Source organism: Enterococcus rotai (genome assembly GCF_001465345.1).
GTDB classification, from domain to species: Bacteria; Bacillota; Bacilli; order Lactobacillales; family Enterococcaceae; genus Enterococcus_L; species Enterococcus_L rotai.
This window is the reverse complement of the sequence record NZ_CP013655.1, coordinates 351,868-372,046: the sequence shown is the minus strand read 5'-3', so window position 1 is coordinate 372,046 and position 20,179 is coordinate 351,868. Positions and strand designations below refer to the sequence as shown.

Annotated in this window: 23 protein-coding genes; 16 read left to right on the top strand and 7 right to left on the bottom strand. The window is 36.6% G+C overall.

What is annotated here, in order from left to right; all coding sequences use genetic code 11:
- Positions 1–116: 116 nt before the first annotated feature.
- The 5 genes from ATZ35_RS01775 (at position 117) to ATZ35_RS01755 (ending at position 4,178) form a co-directional block, all read left to right on the top strand.
- Positions 117–1,436 carry a bifunctional folylpolyglutamate synthase/dihydrofolate synthase gene (locus ATZ35_RS01775; protein WP_208928972.1) on the top strand — a complete coding sequence of 440 codons (1,320 nt, stop codon included), beginning with the start codon at positions 117–119 and terminating at the stop codon, positions 1,434–1,436.
- Between the two features lie 632 nt (positions 1,437–2,068).
- The gene (locus ATZ35_RS01770) at positions 2,069–2,728 is read left to right on the top strand and encodes an HAD family hydrolase (protein WP_208928965.1); all 660 of its coding nucleotides are present in this window, start codon (positions 2,069–2,071) and stop codon (positions 2,726–2,728) included.
- A gap of 87 nt (positions 2,729–2,815) precedes the next feature.
- Positions 2,816–3,484 (top strand): RadC family protein, encoded by a 669-nt coding sequence (gene radC / locus ATZ35_RS01765; RefSeq protein WP_208930408.1) that lies wholly within the window; start codon positions 2,816–2,818, stop codon positions 3,482–3,484.
- A 148-nt stretch (positions 3,485–3,632) separates the two neighbouring features.
- On the top strand, positions 3,633–3,833 hold the full coding sequence (locus ATZ35_RS01760; RefSeq protein ID WP_010760372.1) for a cold-shock protein: 201 nt from the start codon (positions 3,633–3,635) through the stop codon (positions 3,831–3,833).
- Between the two features lie 156 nt (positions 3,834–3,989).
- Entirely contained in the window at positions 3,990–4,178 is a 189-nt protein-coding gene (locus ATZ35_RS01755; RefSeq protein WP_208928963.1) for a hypothetical protein, read from the top strand.
- 133 nt (positions 4,179–4,311) lie between these two features.
- Here ATZ35_RS01755 and ATZ35_RS01750 read toward each other — a convergent pair whose 3' ends face one another.
- Positions 4,312–4,461 (bottom strand): hypothetical protein, encoded by a 150-nt coding sequence (locus ATZ35_RS01750; RefSeq protein ID WP_010760373.1) that lies wholly within the window; start codon positions 4,459–4,461, stop codon positions 4,312–4,314.
- A 178-nt stretch (positions 4,462–4,639) separates the two neighbouring features.
- Between ATZ35_RS01750 and ATZ35_RS01745 the strand changes: the two genes are divergently transcribed.
- From ATZ35_RS01745 to ATZ35_RS01735, 3 genes are all read left to right on the top strand, one after another.
- Positions 4,640–5,089 carry a universal stress protein gene (locus tag ATZ35_RS01745; RefSeq protein ID WP_208928961.1) on the top strand — a complete coding sequence of 150 codons (450 nt, stop codon included), beginning with the start codon at positions 4,640–4,642 and terminating at the stop codon, positions 5,087–5,089.
- Between the two features lie 116 nt (positions 5,090–5,205).
- The gene (locus ATZ35_RS01740; RefSeq protein WP_208928959.1) at positions 5,206–5,643 is read left to right on the top strand and encodes a MerR family transcriptional regulator; all 438 of its coding nucleotides are present in this window, start codon (positions 5,206–5,208) and stop codon (positions 5,641–5,643) included.
- The gene (locus ATZ35_RS01735) at positions 5,640–6,860 is read left to right on the top strand and encodes a glycosyltransferase (RefSeq protein ID WP_208928957.1); all 1,221 of its coding nucleotides are present in this window, start codon (positions 5,640–5,642) and stop codon (positions 6,858–6,860) included. The genes ATZ35_RS01740 and ATZ35_RS01735 overlap by 4 nt, the downstream gene beginning before the upstream one ends.
- Positions 6,861–6,918: 58 nt before the next feature.
- On the opposite strand, the gene rnjA is transcribed toward ATZ35_RS01735, so the two are convergent.
- The 3 genes from rnjA to ATZ35_RS01720 all read right to left on the bottom strand — a co-directional run bounded on the left by rnjA (position 6,919) and on the right by ATZ35_RS01720 (position 9,483).
- Positions 6,919–8,589, bottom strand: coding sequence for a ribonuclease J1 (rnjA, locus tag ATZ35_RS01730; protein WP_086278596.1), 1,671 nt, complete (start codon positions 8,587–8,589; stop codon positions 6,919–6,921).
- A 1-nt stretch (position 8,590) separates the two neighbouring features.
- Positions 8,591–8,803, bottom strand: coding sequence for a DNA-directed RNA polymerase subunit epsilon (locus tag ATZ35_RS01725; protein ID WP_208928954.1), 213 nt, complete (start codon positions 8,801–8,803; stop codon positions 8,591–8,593).
- Between the two features lie 290 nt (positions 8,804–9,093).
- Positions 9,094–9,483, bottom strand: a complete 390-nt coding sequence (locus tag ATZ35_RS01720; RefSeq protein ID WP_086278598.1) for a YbaN family protein — start codon at positions 9,481–9,483, stop codon at positions 9,094–9,096.
- A 194-nt stretch (positions 9,484–9,677) separates the two neighbouring features.
- Between ATZ35_RS01720 and ATZ35_RS01715 the strand changes: the two genes are divergently transcribed.
- From ATZ35_RS01715 to ATZ35_RS01695, 5 genes are all read left to right on the top strand, one after another.
- Positions 9,678–11,408, top strand: a complete 1,731-nt coding sequence (locus ATZ35_RS01715; protein ID WP_208928952.1) for an ABC transporter ATP-binding protein — start codon at positions 9,678–9,680, stop codon at positions 11,406–11,408.
- The gene (gene efrB, locus ATZ35_RS01710) at positions 11,405–13,171 is read left to right on the top strand and encodes a multidrug efflux ABC transporter subunit EfrB (RefSeq protein WP_208928949.1); all 1,767 of its coding nucleotides are present in this window, start codon (positions 11,405–11,407) and stop codon (positions 13,169–13,171) included. Before ATZ35_RS01715 ends, efrB begins: the two co-directional genes overlap by 4 nt.
- A 123-nt stretch (positions 13,172–13,294) precedes the next feature.
- Positions 13,295–13,786 carry a gamma carbonic anhydrase family protein gene (locus ATZ35_RS01705; protein WP_208928947.1) on the top strand — a complete coding sequence of 164 codons (492 nt, stop codon included), beginning with the start codon at positions 13,295–13,297 and terminating at the stop codon, positions 13,784–13,786.
- Positions 13,787–13,966: 180 nt separating this feature from the next.
- Positions 13,967–14,176, top strand: coding sequence for a hypothetical protein (locus tag ATZ35_RS01700; protein ID WP_208928945.1), 210 nt, complete (start codon positions 13,967–13,969; stop codon positions 14,174–14,176).
- Positions 14,177–14,248: 72 nt separating this feature from the next.
- Complete coding sequence (locus ATZ35_RS01695; protein ID WP_208928943.1) at positions 14,249–14,602, top strand: iron-sulfur cluster biosynthesis family protein; 354 nt, start codon at positions 14,249–14,251, stop codon at positions 14,600–14,602.
- 63 nt (positions 14,603–14,665) lie between these two features.
- On the opposite strand, the gene ATZ35_RS01690 is transcribed toward ATZ35_RS01695, so the two are convergent.
- The gene (locus ATZ35_RS01690; protein ID WP_208928941.1) at positions 14,666–15,286 is read right to left on the bottom strand and encodes a flavin reductase family protein; all 621 of its coding nucleotides are present in this window, start codon (positions 15,284–15,286) and stop codon (positions 14,666–14,668) included.
- Between the two features lie 24 nt (positions 15,287–15,310).
- Positions 15,311–16,282, bottom strand: coding sequence for a ring-cleaving dioxygenase (locus tag ATZ35_RS01685; protein ID WP_208928939.1), 972 nt, complete (start codon positions 16,280–16,282; stop codon positions 15,311–15,313).
- 168 nt (positions 16,283–16,450) lie between these two features.
- Between ATZ35_RS01685 and ATZ35_RS01680 the strand changes: the two genes are divergently transcribed.
- Together ATZ35_RS01680 and ATZ35_RS01675 are read left to right on the top strand one after the other, a co-directional pair.
- Entirely contained in the window at positions 16,451–17,320 is an 870-nt protein-coding gene (locus ATZ35_RS01680; RefSeq protein WP_208928937.1) for an SPFH domain-containing protein, read from the top strand.
- A gap of 22 nt (positions 17,321–17,342) precedes the next feature.
- Positions 17,343–17,993, top strand: a complete 651-nt coding sequence (locus tag ATZ35_RS01675; RefSeq protein ID WP_208928935.1) for an HAD family hydrolase — start codon at positions 17,343–17,345, stop codon at positions 17,991–17,993.
- A gap of 44 nt (positions 17,994–18,037) precedes the next feature.
- Here ATZ35_RS01675 and ATZ35_RS01670 read toward each other — a convergent pair whose 3' ends face one another.
- Entirely contained in the window at positions 18,038–18,541 is a 504-nt protein-coding gene (locus ATZ35_RS01670; RefSeq protein WP_208928933.1) for a cupin domain-containing protein, read from the bottom strand.
- A gap of 252 nt (positions 18,542–18,793) precedes the next feature.
- On the opposite strand from ATZ35_RS01670, the gene nox reads away from it, so the two are divergent.
- Positions 18,794–20,131, top strand: a complete 1,338-nt coding sequence (nox, locus tag ATZ35_RS01665) for a H2O-forming NADH oxidase (protein WP_208928930.1) — start codon at positions 18,794–18,796, stop codon at positions 20,129–20,131.
- The last annotated feature ends 48 nt before the right edge of the window (positions 20,132–20,179 follow it).

The following is a 20,179-nucleotide window of genomic DNA, read 5'->3' as shown; positions in this document are numbered from 1 at the left end:
TCTTTTTTATAAAATGCAGTTTTTTAACTGTAAATCAAACATTTATGGAATTTTAGACTTTAATTGGTGAAAAGCACCTTCGCTTTCGATATAATGGACAGTGAGGAGTTGATAAGATGTCATTAACGATAGAAGAAGCGATCGATTGGATTCATAGTAGACTGCCATTTGGCTCTAGACCTGGTCTTGATCGAGTGGAAGCATTATTGAAAAGAGTCGGCAATCCTGAAGAAAAAGTACCAACGATTCATATTGCGGGTACGAATGGAAAAGGATCTACTGTCACTTATTTACGGTGTATGCTAGAAGAGTTAGGGTTAAAAGTCGGTACCTTTACATCTCCGTATATCGAGCATTTTAATGAACGAATTGCCATCAACGGACAAGGCATTTCAGATGATCATATTATTCAGTACGTAGAAAAATATCAAGAGTTGATCAAAGAGATGGATCAACAACCTGAAAGTGCGGGAATCACAGAATTTGAAACCTTGACGGCCATGGCTCTTGATTATTTTTTAGATGAGAAAGTCGATATCGCCATTGTAGAAGTTGGACTTGGTGGTTTATTAGATAGTACCAACGTTGTAAAACCGATGTTGACGGCAATCACAACCATTGGAAAAGATCATACAGAAATCTTAGGCGACACCCTTGAAAAAATTGCTTTCCAAAAAGCAGGGATTATTAAGGAGTCAATTCCAGTTGTCACTGGGAATATTGAAGAAGAAGCTTTTGTGGTGATCAATGAAGTTGCCCAAACGAAGCATAGTAGAGTGTATCGCTATAATCATGAGTATAAAACAGACTATTTACATCCAGATAAAAATTGGGGTGAGATTTTCAATTTTTATAGTGAAGCCGGTAAATTACCTAAGGTCAAAGTACCTTTATTAGGTCGGCATCAAGTTGAAAATGCAGCCGTTGCGATCCAATTATTTTATCTTTATTGTGAGATGCGGAAATTCAATTTTTCTGACAAAGATGTGTACCACGGATTAGCGCAAGCTCGATGGCCTGCTCGAATGGAGAAAATCAGTGATGAACCATTGATCATTTTAGATGGCGCCCATAATGATCATGCAATGCGTCGCTTAGCAGAAAACTTGAAAAAAGAATTTCCAAATCGAGAAATCCATATTTTATTTTCAGCTCTAGCTTCAAAAAATATTGATCAGATGATTGCGCTTTTGAGAGGAGTTCCAAATGTTCATTTATATTTGACGACATTTGATTATCCTAGAGCAATCGATTTAACTAAAATGGAACATTATGAAAATGATAAAACGGAAATCGTTTCATTGTGGCAATTCGGTTTAGGTGAAATTTTAGAAAAAATGTCATCAGATGACTTGCTGTTGGTGACAGGTTCACTTTATTTTGTTTCTCAGGTACGGGAATTATTAATGAATATTGGCTCTGACTTGGGGAATTAGTTGCTTTGAAACATACCAAGAAACACAACGAAGAAATGAGTTGATGTTGAATGCTCCTGCGATTACTCGTCGCACGAAAAGACTTGGTACAAGGTGAAGTGAAGCGGAACGTTGTTAACGTATGTTATCTAGCTCCACAAATCAATCCTTAGGAAAATAGATAAATTGTCAATGAAACAAAGAACGTTTCAATGCCAATTTTCTAATTTTCTACAGGATTAACCGATTTGTTTCGCTTTTACTGTTATCTAGCTGCACGGGCTGCCACTAAGCTCTGCTCCAATCTCAACAATTCCTAAGAGCTAAAGCTCTAAGGATTGAAGGTCTTCGGAAAAAAGATAAATTCTAGATGAAGCAAAAAGCACCTCAGTTAGAATTTCCTATTTTTCTGTCAGAGCTAAACGAGCCCGCTACGCTTTTGCTTTGAAACACAGTGAATGAAATGAACTGATGTTGAAAAGTACAAGGTGAAGCAAAGCGGAACGTTGTTACCATATGTTATCTAGCTACGCAGGCTAGTCTCTCGGAAAAAAGATGAAAATGGAATGAGGCAAAGACCACCTCAGTCAATTTTCCCTATTTTTCAGTCGAGACTGGCAAGCCCGCTACGCTTTTAAATTTAGGAGGAAATCATGAAAACAATTGATGGCGTAATTTTTGATATGGATGGTTTATTATTTGATACAGAATTGATTTATTATCAGTCAACACAAAAAATAGCAGATGCTATGAATTTTCCTTACAGCAAAGAGCTTTATTTAGAGTTTTTAGGGGTATCAGATGAAGAGGTTCAGGAAAACTATCATCGAATTTACAAAGATTTTGGTAAAGCCAAAGTAGATGAATTTATTCAACGGTCGTATGAAGATACTTACCAAGTGTTTGAATCAGGCGCTGTTCCTTTGAAGGACGGGGTTTTGGAGTTGCTTGATTTTCTGGATCAACAAGAAATTCCTCGGATCGTCGCTTCAAGTAATGTTCGTCCAGCAATTGAATTATTATTAGATGGCGCTGGAATCAAAGAACGTTTTTCTGGAATTGTTTCAGCAGAAGATGTGACTCGAGCAAAACCAGATCCAGAAATTTTCCAAAAAGCTTTAGCGTATCTTGGTACCAAAGCAGATAATACGTTGATCTTTGAAGATTCATTTCATGGTGTAACAGCAGCAGATGCAGCAGGAATTCCTGTGATCATGGTTCCAGATTTATTGGCGCCAACAGAAGAAATAAAAGGGAAAACGCTAGAGATTTTTGAAAGCTTAAACCAAGCGCCAGATTATTTTAAAAAATAAAATCATCACTCCTTTACGTATCTTTTAGTAGAAGCGTATAAAGGAGTGATTTTTTTGATCAAAGAAGAAAAATTATTTATTAGAGAGATGCCAGAAGATTGTTTACCACGAGAACGATTGGAAGTTGTCGGTGAAAAAGCCCTATCCAATCAAGAGTTACTGGCGATTTTATTACGAACAGGTTCCAAGAATACCAATGTGATGGAAGTAGCATCTAAATTTTTGAATTATTTTAATCATCTATATGAATTGAAAAATGCGACAGTAACTGAAATGATGGAAATCAAAGGGATCGGTCGTATCAAAGCGATTGAGTTAAGAGCCGCTATCGAATTTGGCTATCGAATCCAACAAAGTACTCAGCTAAAGCTAGGAAAGGTTTCGTCCAGCTATCAAATTGCACAAAATTTGATCTATGAATTACAAGATTTTCAACAAGAGCATTTAGTTTGTTTGTATTTGAATACTAAAAATGAAGTCATCAAACAAGAAACTGTATTTAAAGGATCGTTAAATCAGTCTGTTGCTCACCCAAGAGAGATTTTTCGCAGTGCAGTGAAATATTCTGCGGCACGTTTGATTCTTGCGCATAATCACCCAAGTGGTAACCCAACGCCATCAGAAAGTGATATTCATTTCACGCAAAGAATGCAAGAATGTGGGAAAATGATGGGGATTGAAGTATTAGATCATATTATCATCGGAGCACAAGTTTACATCAGTATGAGAGAAGAAAACTTTTTTGCTGCAGACTAACTAGATTTCTTGCAAAAATAAGGGTTCGCATGTACAATGTTAGTGTAATCTTGTTTGGGACAATATAGAAGTTTTAATTTTAAAACCCTCTATCGTACACGGGCAATGTTACAATATTTAGTGCTTAAGCACGAGGAGGAACAAAAGAATGGAACAAGGAACAGTAAAATGGTTTAACGCAGAAAAAGGATTTGGATTTATCTCTCGCGAAGATGGTAGCGATGTATTCGTACATTTCTCAGCTATCCAAGGTGAAGGATTCAAAACAATCGAAGAAGGCCAATCAGTAAGCTTCGACGTTGAAGATTCAGATCGTGGACCTCAAGCAGTTAACGTTGTAAAAAACTAATTCATCCATTCCAAAACATCTAGCAAATTTGCTAGATGTTTTTTTTTGAAGAGTCTGTTGAGTGAGAATAATTTAGTTTTCAGTAGTTTCTCCTTACATTTTTGTTACTATCTTTTTTGTTGATAAGTTGTAGACTACTTATAAGAGGTGATAAACGTGTTGAATATTTCTTTAGTGGTGTTCTTTGTTTCTTTAGCTTTTCTTGGATTAGCTGGTGCTCTTTATCGTTGGCGAGCCTTTACCAATAAAAAAGCCTGGAATGGTATGGTAGTCCCGCTAGCTATGTTTGGCTTTGTGTTATTCGTTATTAGTTTAATAATGATTTATCTCAATTACCCAAAATAATCTTTCGCATGAACGATGATACGGACCACTAGTCAAAAATGAACAAAACAAAAAAGGCATCCGTGATTTACCATTCACTGGATGCCTTTAAATCGTATTAGAACTTGAATCGCTCATTTAGGTTGATAACTCCTTAAATAGATTTTTTCAATTCTTTTACTGCTTGTGTAATCGTGATACCATAAGCAATATTTGCTTGGTTATTTGCATCGATAGCCATAAACAAATTTCTCTTTGTATCAAGTGCTACACGGTATTTTAATACTTTATTACCAAATGTCATAATAATTCTCCTCTCTTGATTCTTATGAAAGGCAACGATATCTGATAACGAAATTCCATGATTACTATACCACGGCTTGTTTGACGTGTAAAGAAGAAAGTTTTAATGGAACAGTCTTTTTTGTAGAAAGCTCTTTCACGTAGTATAATGGAGATACCAAAGAAGGAGGTTTTTTATCATGGGAGAGTCGTATAAGAATATTTTAGTTGCTGTAGATGGTTCTGACCAGTCAGAAAATGCGTTTCAAGAAGCGATAAAAATTGCCAAACGCAATGGTGCTGCGTTACACATATTGTCTGTTATTGAAGAAATGGGCAATTACTTTGGTGAACTAACGATGTCGATGGGCACCTTGATGGAAGATCTTCGTACAAAAGAAGAAGAAGAAATGAAAAAACGAGAGTCCAAAGCGCTTGAGCAAGGCGTTACCAACGTTTTTACGTATGTTATGTATGGCTATCCTAAAACATTGATTGCTGATTTTACAGAGTCAGAAGAACCAATTGATTTGATTGTGATTGGTAGAACTGGGCTAAATGGTTTTGAGCGATTAATGGTCGGATCAACGACGTCTTATGTTGTCAATCATACGAAAGCCAATGTTTTAGTGGTGAATAAAACAGTTTAGAGTTTAAATAAGAGAAAAAAGCAACTGCAGGCGTTGAGTCTGTCAGTTGCTTTTTTACTATTGACATTAAAGTTAGGTTTCATGTTATAGTACAAAAAAGTAATCGGAGGAATCAAATGACAGGAAAAACAGTAAAAGAAGCTGCTAAAATACTTGGAGTCCCAAAATCAACCTTGCGATATTACGATAAGATTGACTTACTAAAACCGAGCAGAGAAGACAACGGTTATCGAGTATATCAAAAGAACGATTTATTAATGATCAAATACATTTTGGTAATGAAATATGGTGAATTTAACCTTGAAGAAATGCAAACACTATTAGGCTTAATCTCAGATGAGACCACGACTGACTGCAGAGAAAAAACAGAAAAATTGATAAAGGCTAAGAAAAAGCTATTCCAAGATAAAATCGACTATTATCAGCAAATGGTATCATTATTCGAAAAAATCCCAGAAATAAAGGATTTTAACGATGAGGAAGAACGTGCAATCGATTCTTATGTTGAGCAAATCTATCATATGATTTCAACACCTGAGGCAATAATTCAATGAAAACATTATTATTCGCACCAGAAACGTTTAATTTAGCTGAAACAACTAGAATGATCGAAGTCGCCAAAGAATGCCAGTCCGAAGCTAATTGTGTTTTTATGGGCTATAGTCGAAAATTTGCTGACTTTATTGAAGAAGCAGGGTTTGAATTTAACTATTTAGCACCTCATTTAACAGAGACAGATATCGTTAACATCATGAACTTTGATCAAATGAAATCGTTCAAAATTCCTTTTACCTATGATACGTTGAAAATTAGGATCGAAAATGAATTAAAATTGATTAACAAGCTTAATCCAGACGGGATAATTATTGGTTCTACGATCAGCTTATTGATCAGTGCCCGTGTCAAAAAGGTTCCATTGATTTATGTTAAGCCCTATGCTTATAGTCGGGCTCATGTAGAAGGAGCACTATTTATGAAAGATTCAAATCCCTATTTAAAAAAACTAGCACAATCTTTTATTTTAAATTTAAAATGGCTTCCAAAAAATATTAAAAAGCTGATAGAAGAGTATGATGTAAAAGATCGATTTAACTATACGATCGACGCTATGTCCGCTGATTTAAATTGTATCACCACACCTGAATTATTAACTAATAATCCTGATTTACCAAGTGACAGTATTTATGTTGGGCCTATTTTTGCAAATTTAAATGAAGAGATACCAACTCAGTTACAACAGTTGCTAGAAACAAGTACAAAACCTCTTATTTATTGTAGTATGGGAAGTTCGGCTAATCTTCAACTCATTTTTGAGTTATTACGTAATTTTGATGGATTAGATGTTGAGGTGATCAGCCCAATGAGAAGTTACTTAACAGAAAAACAAATAGAGCAACTTCCTGTAAATGTACATCTTTATGACTGGTTACCTGCAATGGAGGTGCAAAATAAAGTAACAGCTTGTGTTCTTCATGGTGGAGAAGGAACGGTTCAGACCGCATGCCTCGCTGGGAAACCATTTATCGGCATTGGTTTACAGAAAGAACAAGAGTATAATATCAGCTGTTGCACTAAGTATGGAAATGCAATCCAAATAAAAAAAAGTAAATTAAAGGATCAGTATTTGTTTAAGCAGAATCTTCAAGCACTTTTGAATCATTCAGTCTATGAACAGAAAGCTAAAAAGTTACAGCAAGAATTAAAACCACTTAAGGGGAGTAAGATAGCAGCCCAAGAACTTATGCAATTTTTAACGACTGTGACTAAATAAAAAAAGCCAGAACAGGAATGTTTTTTATCCCTGTTCTGGCTTTTGTAATAAGTAAAACTCATGAAGTCATGATCATTGGCAAAATCATTGGGTGACGTTCTGTTTTTTCAAACAAGAACGGTTGTAGAGCAGCTGTGATTGCATCACACAATTTTGCTTCTGTACAATTGTCATCCCGCAATGCTTCGCGGATTGCGTTAAATAATAAACGCTGTCCTTCGTGGATCATTTCGCCTGACTCTCTCATATAAACGAATCCACGAGATAAAATATCTGGACCAGCTAGAATTTCTTTATTTTTAATATCAACTGTTGCTACAGCTAAAACTAAGCCCTCTTCTGAAAGAATTCGACGGTCACGTAAAACGACATTGCCGATATCACCGACACCATTACCATCTACATACACGTCATTCGCATTGAAATGTCCTGCAATACGAGCGTCATCAGCTGTTAAAGCCAATACATCACCATTCTCCATAATAAAACAATTTTCAGCAGGAACGCCGACATCTTGTGCTAACGATGCATGGATTTTCAACATTCTAAATTCACCATGAACAGGGACGAAATATTTAGGTTTCATTAAGCTCAACATTAATTTTTGCTCTTCTTGACCACCGTGACCTGAAGTATGGATATTGTTGATTTTACCATGAATAACTTCAGCGCCTGCTTCTGAAAGCAAATTGATCAAACGATTAACACTTGTTGTATTTCCTGGAATCGGTGAACTTGAAAAGATCACTGTATCGCCAGGTTGTACGGAGATTTGACGGTGTGTTCCATTAGCAATTCGACTTAGTGCTGCCATCGGTTCACCTTGAGAACCGGTACATAAGATCATGGTCTCATTAGCCGGTAGTTGGTTAAGCTCAGAGGCATCGACAAAGGTTCCTTTAGGTACATTGATATAACCTAGTTGTTCCCCATTGACGATCGCATTTTCCATACTACGACCAAACACTGCAATTTTACGTCCCGTTGCAACCGCGGCATCAGCAGCTTGTTGTAGACGGAAAATATTTGAGGCAAAACTTGCAAAGATGATTCTACCATCGATTTTTTCAAAAATCTTCAAAATAGAAGATCCGATTGTCTTCTCTGATTTAGTAAACGTTGGGATTTCAGCATTGGTACTATCTGATAATAGACACAAAACGCCTTCTTCACCTAATTTTGCCATACGATGTAAGTTTGCTGGTTCACCAACTGGTGTAAAGTCAAACTTGAAATCGCCTGTTGCAACAATATTTCCAGACGGTGTTTTAACAACAACACCTAATGCATCAGGAATACTGTGCGTTGTTCTGAAAAAGCTGACCGCTGTCTTGCGGAAACGAATCACGGTATCTTCATTGATTTCATGCATCTCAGCATCACGCAATAGTCCATGTTCATCCAGTTTATTCGTGATCAAAGCTAAAGCCAAGGGACCCGCGTAAATCGGGATATTAGCTTGACGTAATAAATACGGAACGCCACCAATATGATCTTCGTGACCATGAGTGATAACTAACGCTTTGACTTTGTGCAGGTTTTGAACGATGTAGCTATAATCTGGAATAACATAGTCGATTCCAAGTAAATCATCTTCTGGAAACTTGATCCCAGCATCAATAATGATGATTTCATCTTGAAATTGAACCCCATATGTGTTTTTTCCGATCTCGCCCAAACCGCCTATTGCAAAAACGCCGGTTTCGTTGTTTTTTATATTTACTTTCATATTAAAACTCCGTTAAAGAGAATTCCGCGTGCTCTTTTTCATAAGCTAAATGATTTTCATCAAGTGCTTGGATGTACTCAATATTGTATGGGGTATTTTCTTCTACTTGTTGACGTACGATCACGTCATTTTCCGCTTCTACATAAATCGATTTTGTATCTTCTCTTTTTGGGTTTCTTGTTTTTGTTTCTTGATAATAAACTTTATAAATCATCGTATTTTCTCCTTTATCTGCTTAAGCAGTTAGTTATTTATTTTTATTATTTTCTTACTGTAATTTTGAACACAACAAAATGAGGTGGCTGTCCACCTTAAAAACAATTGTCATCAAGAACCTTCGTTGATGATGAAATGAAGCCTCGACTTTGCTTCACGTTACTTGTTTTATGGAACCTGTACTTTCTTTCAACCGTCCTTTGTGTTGTGTGTACAACAATTAATCGTATTTTATCATAAAATAGGAAATAAGTATAGAAACAGACTTGTGACTTTAAAGAAACTCTATTATTCATTTGGTTGATTTAAAGGAGTCCCTTTCTTTTTATTGAAATACAAATTTAACCCAATTAGATGCATTAAATAGACGATTGCTAAAGTCGTTGTCATAAATGGATTACGGACAATGACACATGGAATTGCAAAAACCACAAACAAAGTTGAAAATAGTTTTACACGACCTAGTGGCGTAATTTTCTTTTCAACGATAGACTCTTGAATATACTTTTGATAATAGCTCGATTCAATAAATTTAGTATATAAATAGTCAGAACTGCGCATCCAGAAAAATGCGGTCAAGATATAAAAAATCGCTGTGGGTAAAATTGGTAGGAAAATTCCTACTGTTCCAAGTCCGAATGTCAGGCAACCTAAAAACATATAAAGCATTTTTTTCATTGATGTGATTCCATCGCTTTCTTCTGATTTTGTTACGAAAAGTAAAGTAACTTCTATTATAGCATAGTAAAAATGGTCTAGTTTATTATTCAGTTGAAAAGCGAGCGATTTTCATTTAAATATAATTTACCTAGCTATTAGTTTTATGCTATAGTGGAAGTACTGGGTCAAAAATTGGAATAGGAGATGATCGATTGAAATTGATGTGGCGTTACACGATGAGATATAAGAAGCTATTATTTTTAGATTTCATTTGTGTTTTTGGATTTATATTGATAGAACTAGGATTACCGACGATCTTAGCACGAATGATCGATGTTGGGATCAAAAACAATGATTATGATTATGTAAAACAACAAGGATTGTTAATGATCGGGATCACGGTTGTCGGTGTGGTGATGAATATCATGTTAGGCTATTTTGGGGCACGCATGACAACAAATATTGTTCGCGATATTCGTGATGATTTATTTGAAAAAGTACAGACTTTTTCCCATCGTGAATATGAAACGATCGGTGTTTCATCATTGATTACAAGAACAACCAATGATGCGTATCAAATCATGTTGTTTATGGGGAATATTTTGCGAATTGGTTTTATGACACCGATGATGTTTTTTGTCAGTTTATACATGGTTATGCGAACAAGCCCTTCGCTAGGTTGGTTTGTTTTAGGTGCTTTACCGTTTCTATTGGCGGCAGTTGTCCTGATTGCCAAAGTTTCTGAACCTTTATCAAACAAGCAACAAAAGAACTTAGACGGAATCAACGGGATATTAAGAGAAAATCTTTCTGGTCTGCGCGTGATCCGGGCGTTTGTTAATGAGAAGTTTGAAGAAAGTCGTTTTAGCAAAGTCAATGAGGATTATACAAAAAGTTCTAAGAGCCTTTTCCGCTTGATGGCGGCAGCTCAACCAGGATTTTTCTTCCTATTTAATATCGTAATGGTGTTGATTATTTGGAATGGTGCCCTTCAGATCGATCAAGGTAGTTTATTAGTAGGGGATTTGATTGCCTTTATTGAATATATCTTCCACGCATTGTTCTCATTTATGCTTTTTGCAAGTGTCTTTATGATGTATCCACGTGCGGCTGTCTCAGCGCGTCGGATTCAAGAAGCCTTTGATATGGAACCTGTGATTCGTGAAAATGAAGCTGGAATCACTGAAACGAAGACTAAAGGCTACTTAGAATTTAAAAATGTTACATTTGCTTACCCAGGACATTCAGAAAGTCCTGTGATTCGTAATGTTAGTTTTACAGCTTCTCCAGGAGAAACTGTGGCATTTATTGGGAGTACTGGTAGTGGAAAGTCAACGCTGATCCAATTGATCCCACGTTTCTATGATGTTTCTGAAGGTGAAGTTTTACTTGATGGTGTAGATGTGCGCGATTATAAATTGAGTGCTCTACGTAATAAAATCGGTTATATTCCGCAAAAAGCGTTGCTGTTTACCGGAACAATCGCAGAAAATATACGCTATGGTAAAGAGGACGCAACGATTGAAGAAATGGAATTAGCTGCAGAAATCGCCCAAGCAACAGAGTTTATTTCACAAAAGCCAGATGGTTATGATGAACTTTTATCAGAAGGTGGAACAAACTTTTCAGGAGGGCAAAAACAACGTTTGGCAATTGCCAGAGCTGTGATTCGTCGTCCAGAAGTTTATATATTTGATGATAGTTTTTCAGCCTTAGATTATCAAACAGATGCTAATTTAAGAGCTCGTTTGAAAAAAGAAACAACCGAATCAACTGTTTTGATCGTCGCACAACGTGTGGGAACGATCATGCATGCAGATAAGATCGTGGTGCTAAATGAAGGGGATGTCGTTGGCATCGGTACCCATCGTGAATTACTTGAGAATTGTCCTATCTATTATGATATTGCTGCTTCTCAATTGTCAGAGGAGGAATTAGCATGAAAAACGCACTCTCTTCTATTAAAAGGTTAGGTAGATATATCAATCCTTATAAAGGAACATTCATTTTAGTGATCATCTTTACTGTTTTAACGGTGGCTTTTAATGCTGCAATGCCGTACGTTTCTGGATTACCGATCACTGAGATCAGTAAGAATGTTGCCCAAGGAACAGGTTTGAATTACGCCTATATCATTCAATGTCTGATTTGGATTTTGATTGTCGGTTTAGGGTATTGTGCAGCGCAATTTTTATCAGGATATTTGATGGCAGCAGTCGTTCAGCATTCTATGCGTGACTTGCGTCGGGATATCGATGAAAAAATCAATCGTCTACCTGTTTCTTATTTCGATAAAAACCAACAAGGAAATATTTTATCTCGTGTAACCAATGATGTGGATGCAGTGAGTAATGCAATGCAACAAAGTTTCATTAATATCGTTTCAGCTATTCTAGGAATAGTGATGGCTGTTGTGATGATGTTTTACATCAATTGGTTAATGGCACTGATATCAATCATCATGATTCCATTGTCACTATTTATTTCAAAAACGATCGTTGGGGTTTCACAAAAATACTTCCAAGGTATGCAAAATGCACTTGGGAATTTAAATGGGTATGTGCAAGAAAATATGACAGGCTTTAGTGTGTTAAAACTCTATGGTCGTGAATCAGAAACCTTGCAAGGCTTTAAAAAAGTCAACCATAATTTGAATAGCTTTGGGTTTAAAGCAACGTTTATTTCAGGTTTGATGCTACCACTAGTACAAATGACCGCTTATGGTACGTATATCGGTATGGCTGTTTTGGGTAGTTACTATGTTATTACTGGTGCAATCGTAGTCGGACAATTACAAGCGTTCATTCAATATATTTGGCAGATCAGTCAGCCAATGGGGAATATCACGCAATTGTCAGCAGCATTACAAAGTGCTTCGGCAGCAACAACACGTGTATTTGAAATTTTGGATGAGCCAGAAGAAGAACTAAACGAGCATGATATTCCTTTACCGGAAAAGGTTCAAGGCTCAGTTCAATTTGATAATGTCAGCTTTAGTTATGATCCTGCTAAACCATTGATCAGAAACTTGAACTTTGAAGTGCAAGCGGGTCAAACGGTTGCGATCGTTGGACCAACGGGTGCGGGGAAAACTACGTTGATCAATTTACTAATGCGTTTTTATGACGTTACGGATGGTGCAATCAAAATCGATGGAATCGATACGAAAAAAATGGATCGTAGTGACGTTCGTTCCGTTTTCGGTATGGTTTTACAAGATGCTTGGTTGTATGAAGGAACGATTGCGGATAATATCCGTTTTGGTAAATTAGACGCAACAGATTATGAAGTAGTAGATGCGGCTAAAACTGCCAATGTTGACCACTTTATCAGAACAATGCCAGATGGTTATGAAATGGAAATCAATTCTGAAGGAGACAACGTGTCTCTTGGACAAAAACAATTGTTGACGATTGCTAGAGCAGTGATCTCTGATCCAAGAATTTTGATTCTAGATGAAGCAACAAGTTCTGTGGATACTCGTTTAGAAGCGTTGATTCAAAAAGCAATGGAACGAGTTATGGAAGGGCGCACAAGTTTCGTGATCGCTCACCGTTTATCAACAATTCGTGAAGCAGACTTGATCCTTGTAATGAACCAAGGTGAAATCATTGAAAAAGGAACGCATAACGAGCTATTAGAACAAGGCGGTTTTTATGAAAAACTTTATAATAGCCAATTCGCTGAAGATGGCGATTATGAATAATCGTTATGAAGAAGGGACCCTGAATAAGGATGTCCCTTCTTTTTTTGTATGACGTAGGGGTGTTTATGACCATATAATTTACTCAAGTTTGCTATACTAAAGAGAGTAGAAGAGGTGGAAAACATGACAAAAGAATATTTTATTGCAGCAAGTGCAGATGTATACGGTAATGTGGTTCTGGGCAAAGATACGAGCATCTGGTTTCAGTCGGTATTAAGAGGAGACCACAATTCGATTACAATCAATTCAGGAAGTAATGTGCAAGATGGCACTGTGATCCATGTTGATCAGGATGCGCCTGTCATGATTGGTGAAAACGTCACAATTGGACATCACTGTATGCTTCACGGCTGTACAATAGAAGATGGCGCTTTGATCGGTATGAGTTCAACCATTTTAAATCATGCAACAATTGGGAAAAATAGTTTGATTGGCGCAGGTTCTTTAGTGACTGAGGGGGCTGAGATTCCGCCAAATGTTTTAGCATTTGGTCGACCGGCTAAAGTCATTCGTCCGTTAACTAGAGAAGAAATCCGTAAAAATAAAGAAAATGCCCAGCACTATGTTGACCTGTCAAAAGACTTTGTAGCTGAAAAATACCCCAAACAAACGTGAGAGAGTAAGAGCTACGGATGAAAAAAATCAAAGTAATGACAGTTTTGGTACTAAGTTAGAAGCAATCAAAATGCTCCCTTGATCAAGTACGAGCACATGGTTTAGATAGTATGAAATCCAGCCAAATCTTAGTCGATAGTACGAGATAAGTATTAACTCATTTAACTGAAGTTCTATTAAGTGAAAAAACAGCTATCGTTTTGGGGCATGGTGATACAACAACCTCTTGAAGCAATGAATTGTCAACTGGTTGATAATTTAGTAGCTCTCTATTTTGTGCCAACAATTGAAAGTAAGGAAAATCAACTCAACGAACATCGTGCTGAAAAGCATATTTTAGTATTGAGAGATATAATGCAAAAATTAGAAGGTGTTCGATTCGGGACCTAGTGCATATCTTTCGGAAAAGTAATATTTAGATGGTAGTCTTAATGTATGAGTAAAGAAAGAAGGGCGAACTAGATGTTTTTACATGTCAGCGATGAAGCACAGATAAAATTGACTCCGTATATTGAACGTAAAGCCGTGATCATTTTAGATTTAGATGATGGTGTTGGTCGCTATTCAAAAATGGGTGTTTGTTCCTTAGACACAAGTTTCCGTTTGTTGCTATTGGATCAGCTACAAGATAAATCAGATTTTAATTTATCTTTAGATTCGGATATCGGGTCGATATACATCAAGGATTATTCTAAACGATATTTGGATGAAGAAATGACATTGGAAGTCGATCCGCGTTTGCAAGTATTTAAACTGAAAAGCCCAAGTGGTGTTTTAGATGGCAATGTCCCGATTGTTGATTTACGACCAGAATAAACTGTAGAACATTAAAAAAGGGATGAGATAACAGTGGAAATCACTGTTATCTCATCCCTTTTTTTAATCCGGTCGTTTTAAATCAAACAATCCAGCAATATGACTGTAAGTATTTCCAGCCAATCGTGCGATTGGCTTAAATTCTTCTGGTAAAATATACTCATTTTCCTTATCAAAAACGGCTTCAGCAAAATGAAAATCAGTGATTTCTAAAATAAATAAGTCAGTAATGATCTGCTCTTCATGATTCTTAATGGGCACATACTGATGGAGACGTGCTTCCATTCGAATTGGTGCGGCTGTGATTCCAGGTACTGTAACTGATTTACTTGCAGTGGTTTCTATCTCATTGATCGTGATTTCACTTTGTTCTGGCTCTAAAGAAGCAGCTGTTTTATTCATCGATTCAACCACTTGATCATCGACTAAATGGATCACGAGTTCATTCGCTGCTAGGATATTTCTAGCCGTATCTTTGATCGAATCAGCTCGTCTGAGAACCGCTAAAGTTACTAACGGAATATCAGAAGCTACAGCGTTGAAAAAACTAAACGGTGCAGCATTGATGGTTCCGTGTTCTTGATTTAGAGTGGTTACCCAAGCAATTGGACGTGGAATAATACTGCCAGATAAAAACTTATATGCTTGTTTTGAGGTTAATTGGCTAGTCGGATAATGCAACATAGATTTTCTCCAATTCTGTTTTGATTAACGCGGTTTATTCGCATCAGATGTATCAAAAGGACGAACAAATTCTTCGATTTCTGTTCTTTTACTTTCTAAAAAGGGTGGTAAAGAAAGTTTTTCGCCAGAAGCTTCATAGGTTTCATCTTGTAAGAAACCCGGGCCATCTGTTGCTAACTCAAATAGAATATGAGGAGCAGCTCTAAAATAATCAGATTTGAAATAGAAACGCTCAACAAAACCAGAGTTAGGGAATTGCAGACGATTGATTTTCTCAATCCAAAAACGTAAAGCTTCTTGATCTGCTACACGTAAGGCTAGATGATGAACATTCCCAAACCCTTCTTGCGCTTCTGGTAAGTCATCCCGATGTTCTACAATAATACTGGCTCCATTACCACCATCACCTACTTCAAATAAATGGAAGTGTCCTTGTGCATCAATTAAGTTAAAGCCTAAAACCTCAACTAAAACTCGTTGCATATGTTCAAAGTCTGCTACTGTTACAAAAACTGGACCTAATCCAGTCAACGCGTGCTCAGCTGGAACATCTGTCTTTTGCCAAGGAGTACCACTGGGCACACCTTGATTATTTTCATCAGAAATCAATTGATATTGTTGTTGATCGAAATCTTCAAACTCTAAATATTTTTTACCAAAACGTTCTTGAATTTCGCCATGATCGATGTGATGCTCATTAAAGCGTTCGATCCAATACATTAATGACGCATCATTTTTAACACGAAACGATGTACGTGAAATGGCATTCGTTCCCTTAGAGCCTTTAGGGATTCCAGGAAAATCGAAAAAGGTCATGTCAGTTCCGGCAGAACCAAGATCATCTGCAAAAAATAAATGATACGTTTCAATGTCATCTTGATTGACTGTTTTTTTGATCAATCGCAATCCTAAAAGATCTGTAAAGAACCGATAAATTTTTTCTGCACTAGATGTCATTGCTGTAACGTGATGAATACCGCGAATTTGTGTGTCCATAATATAAAACCTCCAAGTTGATTTGTATTTATTTTTTACTTACTAAAAGTAAGTTTACATCTAAACTCAGAATTAAGCAACTCTTTTCTCTTTTCCTAACTATTGCTAGAAAGAATAAAGAGGAGTACCATAGGATTATTAACTAGGTAAAGAAGGTAGGGGAAAAGGATGGAAGAGAAAAAAACGTTTCATGTCAATGGCTACATTGCGCTAGTTGTGTTGATTATTTTACTTGTGATCGGTAGCTATTCTTTTTATGTCGGGGTAACAAATGAACGCTTTAGCATGATTACGATTGGGTTTGTATTATGGGTGATTTCTGCTTTATTTTTAAGCTCATTAACGATTGTTAGTCCAAACCAAGCCAAAGCAATTTTATTTTTTGGACAATATTTAGGGACGATCAAGGATAATGGACTGTTTGTGACAACTCCTCTGACACAAAAAATCAATGTTTCATTAAAAGTGCGGAATTTTAATAGTTCATTGTTAAAAGTTAATGATTCAGACGGCAACCCCGTTGAAATTTCTGCTGTTGTTGTTTTTAAAGTGGTTGATACAGCGAAAGCATTATTCGATGTTGACCGTTATCAAGATTTTGTGGAAATTCAAAGCGAGACCGCGATTCGTCATATTGCTACCCAATACCCATATGATACATTCAATGAAGATGACCTGACTTTAAGAGGAAATACCAATGAAGTTTCGGAAGAGTTGGCAAAAGAATTACAAGACCGCTTAGCAGCAGCAGGTGTTGAAGTGATCGAAACACGATTAAATCACTTAGCATATGCGACTGAAATTGCGAGTGCGATGCTGCAAAGACAACAGGCTAAAGCGATCCTCTCTGCACGTCAGATTATCGTTGAAGGTGCGGTATCTATGACGCAAATGGCGTTAGAGCAAATCGAGGATGGTCAAAAGATCAATTTTACAGATGATCGTAAAGTTCAATTAATTAATAACCTTTTAGTATCGATCATAACCGATAAAGGGACACAGCCTGTGATCAATACTGGTGATGTTCACGAACGATAGAATAAAAGAAAGTGAGTTTTTTATGCAGTATAAAACGATTTTATTTGATTTAGATGGCACCATTACAGATTCTGGTGAAGGGATCATTCATTCCGTCGTTTACGCATTAAAGAAAATGAATTTAAAGGTACCGCCTCACACAGAACTATACTCCTTTATTGGCCCACCTTTAAATGATACATTTAAAAAACAATACCATTTAGATGATCAAGCAACCGAACAAGCGGTAAACCATTATCGAGACTACTATCAAGCAACAGGAATGTACGAAAACTATGTATATGATGGTATTCTGGAATTGTTAATAGCACTGAAAAACGCCGGATGTACACTGTATATTGCAACGTCGAAACCTGAGATCTATGCAAAACAAATCTTAACTCATTTTGAACTTAACCATTATTTTGAGAAGATTTACGGAGCTAGCTTAGACGGAGAACGTTCAAAAAAAGGCGATGTCATTCGTTATGCACTAAAAGAAGCGAAACTCACTCATCATGAAGAAATACTAATGATCGGTGACCGTAGTCATGACATAGTTGGTGCAAAAGAAAATGATTTAGCTTGTATTGGTGTATTATATGGATTTGGTGATCGGACAGAGTTAGTGGCAGCTGGGGCAGATTATATTGCTTACACACCTGAAGAAATCAGAAAGATAATTATTAAGTAAAAAGAGCTGTTTGCTTATTTTAGGCAAACAGCTTTTTTACTTATTTATTCAGGGAGTTGGTCATAAGCGAGTTGATCAATAATTTTTTTGTGATCAGGATAAAGGGTCAATAATTGTTTTTTTGTAAATAATTCAAAGTCTTGATAGTCAAATCCAGGGGAAACCATGCAGCTTACTAGGGCAAAATCACTATGCCCCTCAACGCTGGAACCGAAGATCACATTTTTGGGAACAACTGCCTGCAATACTTCTCCGTTTTCCAAATCAGTCCCTAAACGAATAATTTCATATTGGCCATCTGGATGGAGCAAATGAACACTCAATGCAGAACCAGAATGATAATACCAAACTTCATCAGAAAGTAAACGATGGAAATGAGAAGGATTTTCTTGTGTCAATAAAAAATAAATACTTGTATAGTAAGGGCGTGTTTTATCGGCTGAGACTTGCAGTGAGTCTTCCGAATGTAAAACTTGTTTAAAATAACCACCCTCTGGATGGGGGTCTAACTTAAGTTGTGAAATCCAGTAAGCCTGATCTTTTTTCATAACGATTCCTCCAAGTAAATGACATTATATTGTTCAAGATAGTAAAATAAATGCTAGTCAATTCTATTATAACGTAACTGTTTCGTTTAGTGTTCTGTTTATGCAAATAGATTTTATGAGCTTTTGATTAGTATCTTAATGTAAAAAAATGAGCTATTCTCAAATTTTTTAACGAAATCCTCATAAGTTGATAAAAGAAAGCCTTTTCTTTAGGTATAATTAAGTTCAATAAATCACATGAAGGAGAGTCTTATGAGCAAAACAAAAACAGTCATTGTAGGAGCAAATCATGCTGGAATCGCTGCAGCAAACACATTGTTGGATACGTATCCAGATCAAGAAGTCGTGATGATCGACCGAAATACCAATCTTAGTTATTTAGGATGCGGGACAGCGCTATGGGTAGGTCGCCAAATTGAGTCATACGAAAATCTATTTTATACGAATAAAGAAGCATTTGAAGCAAAAGGCGCTAAAATTTCCATGGAAACAACTGTTGAACGCGTCGATTTTGACCAAAAAATCGTTTATTGCAAAAAACATAACGGTGAAGAATTTACCGAAACCTACGACAAATTGATCTTAGCGACAGGTTCAGCACCAATCAATCCTACTATTCCAGGAAGAGATTTAAAAAATGTTGAGTTCTTAAAACTTTTTCAGGACGGTCAAACAGTCGATGCGGCTATGGCAAAAGAAGAAGTCAAAACTGTTGCCGTCATCGGAGCGGGCTACATTGGTGTTGAGATTGCAGAAGCCGCTAAACGTCGGGGCAAGAATGTTCTATTATTTGATGCAGCCGAAAGATGTTTGCCGAATTACTATGACAAATGGTTTACTGATGACATGGATAACGTTTTAGCTGATAATGGTATCGAGCTACACTACAATGAATTAGCAAAAGAATATAAAGGAACAGAAAAAGTTGAATCTATCGTGACAGATAAAGGTGAATACGCTGTAGATCTAGTCATCAATGCGATTGGTTTTAGACCCAATAATGGCTTAGGCAAAGATCACTTAGAATTATTTGGTAATGGAGCCTATCTGGTCGATCTTCATCAGCAAACAAGTGATCCTAGTGTATACGCAGTCGGTGATTGTTCAACGATTTTTTCAAATGCAGTACAAGAAACAACATATATCGCTTTAGCTACGAATGCTGTTCGTTCAGGGATCGTTGCAGCGCATAATGTTGGCGGCACACCACTAGAATCGATTGGTGTCCAAGGTTCAAATGGAATTTCTATTTTTGGTTACCATATGGTTTCTACAGGATTGACAGTGCAAGAATCAGAAAAATTAGGAATGAAAATAAAGTACACTGAATTTGAAGACTTGCAAAAACCAGGATTCATGAAAGAAAACAATAAAGTAAAAATCAGAATCGTTTATGAAGAAGAATCACGACGTATTGTTGGGGCACAGATGGCTTCGTATGAAGATATTTCGATGGGTATCCATATGTTCTCACTTGCAATTGAAGAAAAAGTAACGATCGACAAACTTAAATTACTAGATATTTTCTTCTTACCACATTTTAATCAACCATATAACTATATTACAATGGCGGCACTTAGCGCTGAGTAATCAGGCGTAACATGGGCTGAGACGTGAGATCTCAGCTCTTTTTATTCA